This window comes from Thauera butanivorans NBRC 103042 (genome assembly GCF_001591165.1).
Classification (GTDB): domain Bacteria; phylum Pseudomonadota; class Gammaproteobacteria; order Burkholderiales; family Rhodocyclaceae; genus Thauera; species Thauera butanivorans.
On record NZ_BCUG01000100.1, the window covers coordinates 1 to 7,393 of the forward strand.

General features: G+C 60.8%; 13 protein-coding genes. 8 read left to right on the forward strand and 5 right to left on the reverse strand.

Annotated features, from left to right (window positions below):
* Nucleotides 1-66: 66 nt before the first annotated feature.
* Nucleotides 67-252 carry a hypothetical protein gene (locus TBU01S_RS22125; protein WP_068639652.1) on the reverse strand — a complete coding sequence of 62 codons (186 nt, stop codon included), beginning with the start codon at nt 250-252 and terminating at the stop codon, nt 67-69.
* 384 nt (nt 253-636) lie between these two features.
* On the opposite strand from TBU01S_RS22125, the gene TBU01S_RS22130 reads away from it, so the two are divergent.
* The 5 genes from TBU01S_RS22130 to TBU01S_RS24220 all read left to right on the forward strand — a co-directional run bounded on the left by TBU01S_RS22130 (nt 637) and on the right by TBU01S_RS24220 (nt 3,033).
* The gene (locus tag TBU01S_RS22130; protein ID WP_068639653.1) at nt 637-930 is read left to right on the forward strand and encodes a CopG family ribbon-helix-helix protein; all 294 of its coding nucleotides are present in this window, start codon (nt 637-639) and stop codon (nt 928-930) included.
* Nucleotides 927-1,154 carry a type II toxin-antitoxin system RelE/ParE family toxin gene (locus TBU01S_RS22135; protein WP_245651019.1) on the forward strand — a complete coding sequence of 76 codons (228 nt, stop codon included), beginning with the start codon at nt 927-929 and terminating at the stop codon, nt 1,152-1,154. Before TBU01S_RS22130 ends, TBU01S_RS22135 begins: the two co-directional genes overlap by 4 nt.
* 163 nt (nt 1,155-1,317) lie before the next feature.
* A complete protein-coding gene (locus TBU01S_RS22140) occupies nt 1,318-1,695 on the forward strand; it encodes a type II toxin-antitoxin system RelE/ParE family toxin (RefSeq protein WP_068639654.1) in 378 nt (125 codons plus the stop codon).
* Nucleotides 1,676-2,011, forward strand: coding sequence for a helix-turn-helix domain-containing protein (locus TBU01S_RS22145; protein ID WP_068639655.1), 336 nt, complete (start codon nt 1,676-1,678; stop codon nt 2,009-2,011). The genes TBU01S_RS22140 and TBU01S_RS22145 overlap by 20 nt, the downstream gene beginning before the upstream one ends.
* A gap of 23 nt (nt 2,012-2,034) precedes the next feature.
* Nucleotides 2,035-3,033, forward strand: a complete 999-nt coding sequence (locus TBU01S_RS24220; protein ID WP_157659253.1) for a hypothetical protein — start codon at nt 2,035-2,037, stop codon at nt 3,031-3,033.
* Here the strand turns inward: TBU01S_RS24220 and TBU01S_RS22155 are convergent.
* From TBU01S_RS22155 to TBU01S_RS22170, 4 genes are read right to left on the reverse strand one after another with little or no spacing between them, the layout of a single operon-like run.
* On the reverse strand, nt 3,018-3,587 hold the full coding sequence (locus TBU01S_RS22155; RefSeq protein WP_068639657.1) for a hypothetical protein: 570 nt from the start codon (nt 3,585-3,587) through the stop codon (nt 3,018-3,020). The genes TBU01S_RS24220 and TBU01S_RS22155 overlap by 16 nt on opposite strands.
* Nucleotides 3,584-4,177: a PH domain-containing protein gene (locus TBU01S_RS22160; RefSeq protein WP_157659254.1), complete on the reverse strand. Its 594-nt coding sequence runs from the start codon at nt 4,175-4,177 to the stop codon at nt 3,584-3,586. Before TBU01S_RS22160 ends, TBU01S_RS22155 begins: the two co-directional genes overlap by 4 nt.
* Nucleotides 4,171-4,524 (reverse strand): hypothetical protein, encoded by a 354-nt coding sequence (locus TBU01S_RS22165; protein WP_068639659.1) that lies wholly within the window; start codon nt 4,522-4,524, stop codon nt 4,171-4,173. The genes TBU01S_RS22160 and TBU01S_RS22165 overlap by 7 nt, the downstream gene beginning before the upstream one ends.
* A gap of 30 nt (nt 4,525-4,554) precedes the next feature.
* Nucleotides 4,555-5,571: a Rha family transcriptional regulator gene (locus TBU01S_RS22170; RefSeq protein WP_217999683.1), complete on the reverse strand. Its 1,017-nt coding sequence runs from the start codon at nt 5,569-5,571 to the stop codon at nt 4,555-4,557.
* A gap of 335 nt (nt 5,572-5,906) precedes the next feature.
* Here TBU01S_RS22170 and TBU01S_RS22175 point away from each other — a divergent pair, with 335 nt between their 5' ends.
* The 3 genes from TBU01S_RS22175 to TBU01S_RS22185 are packed head-to-tail and all read left to right on the forward strand — an operon-like array spanning nt 5,907 to nt 7,250.
* Complete coding sequence (locus TBU01S_RS22175) at nt 5,907-6,767, forward strand: Rpn family recombination-promoting nuclease/putative transposase (protein WP_068639661.1); 861 nt, start codon at nt 5,907-5,909, stop codon at nt 6,765-6,767.
* A 9-nt stretch (nt 6,768-6,776) separates the two neighbouring features.
* Nucleotides 6,777-7,001: a hypothetical protein gene (locus TBU01S_RS22180; protein WP_068639662.1), complete on the forward strand. Its 225-nt coding sequence runs from the start codon at nt 6,777-6,779 to the stop codon at nt 6,999-7,001.
* Nucleotides 7,002-7,010: 9 nt separating this feature from the next.
* Entirely contained in the window at nt 7,011-7,250 is a 240-nt protein-coding gene (locus tag TBU01S_RS22185) for a hypothetical protein (RefSeq protein ID WP_068639663.1), read from the forward strand.
* Nucleotides 7,251-7,393 lie beyond the last annotated feature (143 nt).

Sequence of the window (7,393 nt, forward strand, 5' to 3'; positions counted from 1 at the left end):
CTTGGAGCGTGTCCTGGCGGAAAGTATTCCAAGTGGCGCCAGTGTCCGCGCCAGTGTCCGGGATGATCACTCGAAACTCACCTTCTTGACAGGCTCATCCGAGCGCGTGACCACCACGTCCTCATCGGTACCGTGCTTCTTCCAGAACTCAGCCAGCTCAAAGCCAATGCGCAAAGGCGGCTGAACGGCATCCTCCGCGATCTTCCGAGGTTCTGCCTCGATCGAGATGTTTCGCGGGTTCAAGGTTGGCATCGAACTCTCCAAAACGAATAGACGATGACATCATAGAGTGGCTGTATTGGATTACACAATCCAATACAGCCGCCGGGGTCTTGCGCACGTAATTGGTGTTAAGAGCGATGAGGCCGAGGCGGGCCGATACCGCATCGGGCGTGACCGTATAGACTGCCGCGTAGCGGGTATATCGCTCTCTGCCCGCTCCTACCAGGAACGCGAGCCCGCCTGCAGCGCGGATCATCGCGAAGACCTCGGCCGAGGTGCTGGCGACAGCACTTCTGGTCGGCGCTTTCTCCATGGTCAGCTTGAGTCTGGTACAGGCCGATGCGTAGCCCGGTATGGCCAACTGCGCATAGCGTATATACTTCGTTAGTACCGTAGCAGGTAACGAGGTGAATCATGCCCAAGCAAGCCGTTTTCACAATGAAGCTGGAACCAGAACTCCGCGACGAGTTCATGGCCGAAGCCGCAGGTGAGGATCGATCTGCCTCCCAGGTCGTGCGCGAACTGATGCGTCGCTACATCGACGAACGGCGCCAGACGCGCGGATACGACGAATTCTTGCGGCACAAGGTCGACATCGCTCGCCGGCAGAAGGATACCGGCCAGCACTTTTCCAATGAAGAGGTGGAAGCCGCCGCGGCCGTGCGTAGGGAGAAGCTGCTGACTCAGGCCGGTAAGGCTGGCCTGTGAAAGTCCGATGGACTGCCGCGGCACGGCAGGATCGTGATGAGATCGTCGAGTACATCGCCATCGAAAACCCGCTCGCGGCGCTCAAGATGGATGAGCTCTTCAGCGAGGCGGCCGGCAGGCTCAAAACCTTCCCCAAGCTCGGCCGCACAGGGCAGATTCCGGGCTCCCGCGAGCTGTATCCGCATGGCAGCTACCGCCTAGTGTATGAACCGTGTGGGTGCTGACGCTGGTTCATACCGCCCGCCAGTGGCCCCCTGCAGCAGAGTAGCGCCACCCTGCCCTCGAGGCCGCCTCGTGCCCTTCGTTACTCACCGTCCGGCCTGGTCCGATAGATCGTCGCTGTGAACTACCGTTGCAGATTTACCTGAAAAGGTATAATTTGGCTATATGACTGACAAGGAACGCCCCCTCGAGTGGATCGGGAGCAGCTACAAGGATCTGATGGCACTGCCGCCAGATATACGCCGGCGCTTCGGCTATGCATTGTCGTTGGCACAGATGGGCGACCAGGACGATGCAGCGAAGGTGCACAAGGGCTTCGGTGGTGCCGGCGTACTGGAAGTGGTCGAGGACGATGCCGGCGGCACCTACCGTGGGGTCTACACGGTGAAATTCGCGGAAGCCGTCTTTGTCTTACATTGCTTCCAGAAGAAGAGTAAGAGCGGAATCGCGACGCCGAAGGGGGACATGGACATCATTCGCGCTCGGTTGAAGGTTGCCGAGGCTTTTGTGCAGGAGCTACGAAATGCAAAGAAGGGTCATTGACGGCATCGAGGTTCAACGCAGCTCGGGCAATGTTTTTGCCGATTTGGCGTTGCCTGACGCCGAGAAACTCAAGATCAAGACCGACCTGGTGGTCGAGATCCGGAAAGCCATGCGTGCCCTCGGGCTGACCCAGCAGGAAGCAGCCAAGCGCATGGGCATCTCGCAGCCGAAGGTATCGGGCATGATGCGTGGCGATTTCACCAATCTGTCCGAGCGCAAGCTCATGGACTGCCTCAACCGTCTCGGGTACGACATCGAGATCGTCGTGAAACCCGCATCGGAGCGGGTCGGCCACCTGTCTGTCGCGATCGCGTAACCTGGTTTGTACAGGCTCATACGATGTCCAAAGGGGAAGCGTTTTGTGTCGAAGCCGGACGTAATATAACGATACTGGAAGCACGCACGCTTTATTTCGCGCAGGATGAACCGCGCCTCAAGCTGACGTTCCAGTGTGGGGATCCGCGATGCCGAGCGGTTTCGAAGGCTGCCATCGTAGGTGCGAACTACCACCGGGATGATGCGCTGGAAGATAAGAAGGTTTCTCCGTACTTCCGCGAAAATCCGCATCATGCCCACGTTGCAGGATGTACCTGGATCGGCGAAGCGCCTGTCTCTCCGGACGCCAGCGCTGAGAAGCAGGCCGGATATCACAATACGCGCACCAGCGCAGCAGCGGCCGAGTGCGGCATGAAATTCGTGATTCACGCCAAGACGGGAAAATCGAAGGGCATCGAGCCGCCGGTGCTATCCAAGGGTCTCGCCCCTGGCACCACACCGGCAATTTCGGCAGGGGAAGGCCGCGCTCAGCCCCGTCGCCCGGAAACGTCCCGGTTTCTCGCGGTTGTGGCAATGAATCACTTGAGGTTCACCGACGCCCAACGCAAGGCCGCACCCCTGTTCATCGGTGATATCGCGCGGGGAACGTTCTACACACTCTGCCTCCCGTTTTTCGCGTACCACCCCAAATATCAGAAAGAGCGCATCTATTTTGGCCGGTGCGGCATCGTCGCGCTCGACAATGTCTTCATGATCAAACTTCGAGCGAAAATCGCCCTGTCCGGGAAGAAAGAAGAGCGCACAGCCGAGCCCCAGATCGTCCTATCGAAAAAATGGCTTCGGGACAACGATGCTGAGCTAGCCGATGTTCTCGCGCAGCTCGTCGACGAAAAGGCGGTGGCTTGGTGCTATCTGTACGCCCCGGCTCCACCTGTCGATCCAGGCAAACCTGGTCGAACGATCGCGCGCTTTAACATCGAAAGCCCGCACTACATCGCTGTTGTGCCGGAAAACTCCTTGACTGAGGATGCGCCGGATGACGCCGATCAGGGGCACACCTGAACCTCGTCGTCCACCCAGACCCGCAAGACTCTATCGTCGATCGTGCCATAGCAGCACTCGGGCAGATAGCCCTCCCCATAGGCCCGGTGCGCATCCCGTAGCGTCCGGAAATCAGCCACACAATGCAGACCAGCACAAACCATCGCCTCGTCGCCGTCGAGCGTGATCTCCCGAAAGCAGGCCGGATACACGCCAGCCGCACTGATCTGCGCCTGGCCACCGAGCTTCCACACGCCATCGTTGCGCAGGCTCCGGCCATAACGGGTCCGCTCATGAGCGGAATCCGCCAGCCGCTTTCCGAAGATCACTGAGCCCTGTGGCACGTCGCCGCACAGCCAAAGGCAGCGGAACCACCGCCCTTGCCGCCCCAGCACCCATACGACGAAATCTGTGATGGAGAGCCCTGGATTTTCCTCGCCTGGGTAGTGCCTGCAGAGCCAGGCCTTTGCCCTCGCCTTGCGGGCGATGCGTTTGGCTTGGCGACGGCTCGATGCGATGCGCGGCTCCTGCCCGTCTGTCCAGACCGCCCAACGGTATCTGTGCGTCGCCCTCATGATTCCTGCTCCCGTCCCCGCTCCGTCCCATAAATCGCCCCCGTAATCCTCTGCTTCAGCCCCACCGGTCCGCTCACCCGCGCGAACACCACCTCCGGGTAGTTTGTGCCGGCGGATGCGAAGGCGATGTCGCCGAAGCCGAGCAGTCGCCCCAGTGCCGACTGGCGGACCTCGATGGTGCGGATGTGGTTTTTCCGGACGTAGTTGGTGTTGTGGGCAAATACGCCCAAGCGGGCTGACACCGCATCGGGGGTGACGGTGTAGACCGCCGCGTAGCGGACGTATAGCGCCCTCCCCACGCCAAGCAGCACGGCCGTGCCGCCTGCAGCGCGAATCATCGCGAAGACCTCGGCCGAGGCGCTGGCGCCGGCTAACCAGGCCACCCAGTAGCCGGGGAAGACCAGCGTGAAGAGTCCGATGGCGGCAAGCAGCCACCAACCTGCCAAGGCACGATTGGCGACATGCAGTTGCAGCGTCGGCGCCGCGGGTTCGGAACTGCGGCCTGGCGGCATCGGCTTCCTGCTGCCGGCGTGACGCTTCGGTTTACCGGCATCACGCCCGTTGTGTCGGTTCCTCATGGTCTTCAGCACTCTGAGTTGGGACGGTCCTTGTTGTACTCCGGCAGGGCGCATGGCCCGAAAACCGCCGGCCTCGATCGGACGAATTCGCCGTTGGATTGCCGGCCTCCGGTTTCCGGCCAGCAGCCATACACCAAGTGGTAGAGGCGCATCAGGTAATCATCCTGAATCTCCATATGTCCGACATGCCACCATCGCTCCTTGAGGAACATCGGCGCGCACGCTGTCAGCGACTCGACGAGCTCACGATGCTCGTCCAGGCGCTTTCCGATCGAGCGGGCGTAATTGAGTTGGTCGCGAAGCGTGGAAACACGAACGAGCCCGAGTCGGGCGAGCAATCGATCCATCATCTGACGCATGGTGATCTCCGAAGAACTGTGATCTGCGGGTCAACGCCGCCGGATCCCCTTGAAGCGGCTCGGCAGCAGATTACGGTTCGTGATGCGCTGTTCGGTCGGGTCATCGTGCTGGCCTTGAGGCATACCGACGATCTTGCGGATCACTTCCGCGATCGGCGATTCGGCGTCCGGCACGAGCGCCTGCTCGTTGAGCCAGCCGTGCTCTCCTTCACGGTGGGCCTTCAGCATCGCCTCGATCGCCCTGGCACGCACCGCATACGAAGGCGTGCGCCCCCGCTTCTGGCGCTGGATGGCGAGCAGCCCCTTCTCCTCGAGCCGCTGGAGCGCCTTTCGCACCTGCTGTGACGAACTCCAGCCGATGGCGGCCGCGAGCTGCTTTGCACTGGCCTGCACGGGCTCCTGGCGGTACTCGTCCATCTCGAAGACCTTGCGTGACAGGAAGGCGAGCAACTGCGCGTCCGGCGTGCGCATGTCGCACAGGATCATCATCACGCCCAGCTCCTCCGGCCCGGTGATGCGGCGCCTGACCATGTCCAGCTCCAGGCTCAATTCGTGGCGCTCGGCGCGCAGCGAGCGTTCCTCGCCTTCGAGTTCCTTCACACGCTCGATCAGGTCGAGGATGTAGCCGACCAGCTCGTCACGATCACCGTTCTCCTTGCGCAGGCGGGCAAGCTGCGCCTGCTCCATGCGGTTGAAGGCCGAGATGTAGGCTTCCTTCCAGGCCGCCGCCTTCTTGCCGGTGAAACCCATGGCCAGGAAGGCGAAGCCGTCGCGGGTCATGCGGTAGTAGGGAATGGATCTTCCGTTCGCTAACTCATTGGTTTTAAAGCAGAGCGCAAAATTGCGCTCTGTAAAATCATCTGAGCACTCCAGATTTTTAAGCGCTTTAAGTACGTCCTTGTGGAGCTTTCCAAAGTGCTCGGCCACCGCCATCGAGGTGGTCATCGCCTGCCCTTCGTGCAACACCAGGTGCGGCTTGAATACCGTCGGTTCGTTGGCTGGTTCATTCATCTTCCTGTCCTCCTGTGGTTTGGCTGTTGCGAGCAAACAAGGGGGTAGCTCCCTGCTCTCCCCGATATAAGCCATTGATTAAAAAACACTCCGTAAAATTGCGCCGTGTTACCGCTTCGCTGTCTCTACTGCTTGGGCCGCACTTATCGCCTTCTAACTCTTTGATATGAAAGCAGAGCTGAAAATTGCGCCATGTCGAATGGGATAGTCGTGGGGAGGCCTGCCCGTCGATGGGCATGCGACATGAGCCCGGTTTTCCCAATGAAATCAGCGGGCTCAAAATTGCGCCGTGCAGATCGGGCTGTGCGACAGCGCCGGCCGGCCGAAACCGGCCTGATAGAATGACGGGATACCCATCCCGCCGACCGCCCATGTCCGCCGACCTGCAGACCCTGCTCGACCCCAAGAACGACGCCGTCTTCAAGATGTTGTTCGCGCGCACGCCGCGGCTGCTCGCCGATCTCATCAATGCCGTGCGCGCCGATGCGCCGCCCATCGACGTGGTGGAGGTGATCAACCCTGGCATCACTCCGGAGGACCTGGCCGGCAAGTTCATCGTGCTCGACGTGCTCGCGCGGGATCCGGATGGCCTGACCTTCGAGGTCGAGATGCAGGTGCGGGCGCAGGAGTTCTGGTCGGCACGGGCGCTCTACTACCTTGCGCGCACCTTCGGCGACCAGCTCAAGCGAGGGGAGAACTACGAGGAATTGACACCGGTGATCGGCATCCACCTGCTGGATTTCGAGTGGTCCGATCTGCCCAAGGCGCGCTGGTGCTTCGCCATGCGCGACGACGAAGAGCGCGATGTGGTACTGACCTACGCCCTGCAACTCTACATGGTAGAGTTGTCCAAGGCAGAGAAGCTGCGTGCTGGCCAAGCCGGGCCGCGCAGTGCATTCGATGACTGGGTAGGCTTTTTCACCCACTGGAACAAGGAAGACATCATGGCCACGATCACGCATGAGCCGGTCAAGCAGGCCCTGGCCGAACTCCAGCGCCTGTCCGGCGACGAAGAAAGCCGCCGTGCGGCCTTCGTGCGCGAACGCGCGCTCCGCGATGAGCGCAGCGCATTGCAGGCGGCCAAGCAGGAAGGGCGGCAGGAAGGGCGGAGAGAGGCTAACGTCGAAATGGCGCTGAACCTGCTGCACATGACTCAACTCGACGATGCCACCATTGCCAAAGCTACGGCCTTGAGCGAAGACGAAGTACGGCGGTTGCGCGAGCAGGCGTGAGGCGGAACCTTGGCCGCTCAATTCTGGAATGAAGATGACGAGAAGGCTCATCGGGCCTTCATCCTCGAAAGCGCACGCATCGAGGAGCGCAGCGCGTTGCAGGCGGCCAAGAAGGAGGCTTACATCGAAACGGCGCTGAAAATGATCGCCGCGAACCGTTTCGACGATGCCACCATCGCGGAGTTTTCCGGGCTGACCGAAGACGAAGTGCGCCGGCTGCGCGAGCAGGCTTGAGGGGCGGCCATGAACGCGTTGCCGCCGTGGTATGAAGATGGGGAAGCTCGCCGCGCCTTCGTACTCGAACGTGCGGAACGCGATGAGCGCAGCGCTTTGCAGGCGGCCAAGCGCAGAGGGCGGCAGGAAGCCCGGGTCGAGATGGCCCTGAACCTGTTGCGCATGACGCAGCTCGACGATGCCACCATCGCCGAAGCGGTAACCCTGACCGAAGACGAAGTGCGCCGGCTTCGCACCCAAAACACTTGAACGGCGACCCATGACGCATTGAACAATCCACACTGCACAGATTGGGGACTGGACAGTAGGCTTTCGAGGGGCTGATGAGAGTTTTTTCAACATATTGCATTGCACTTTTTGCTCTGATCCTCAGTGGGATCAATGTCGCTATA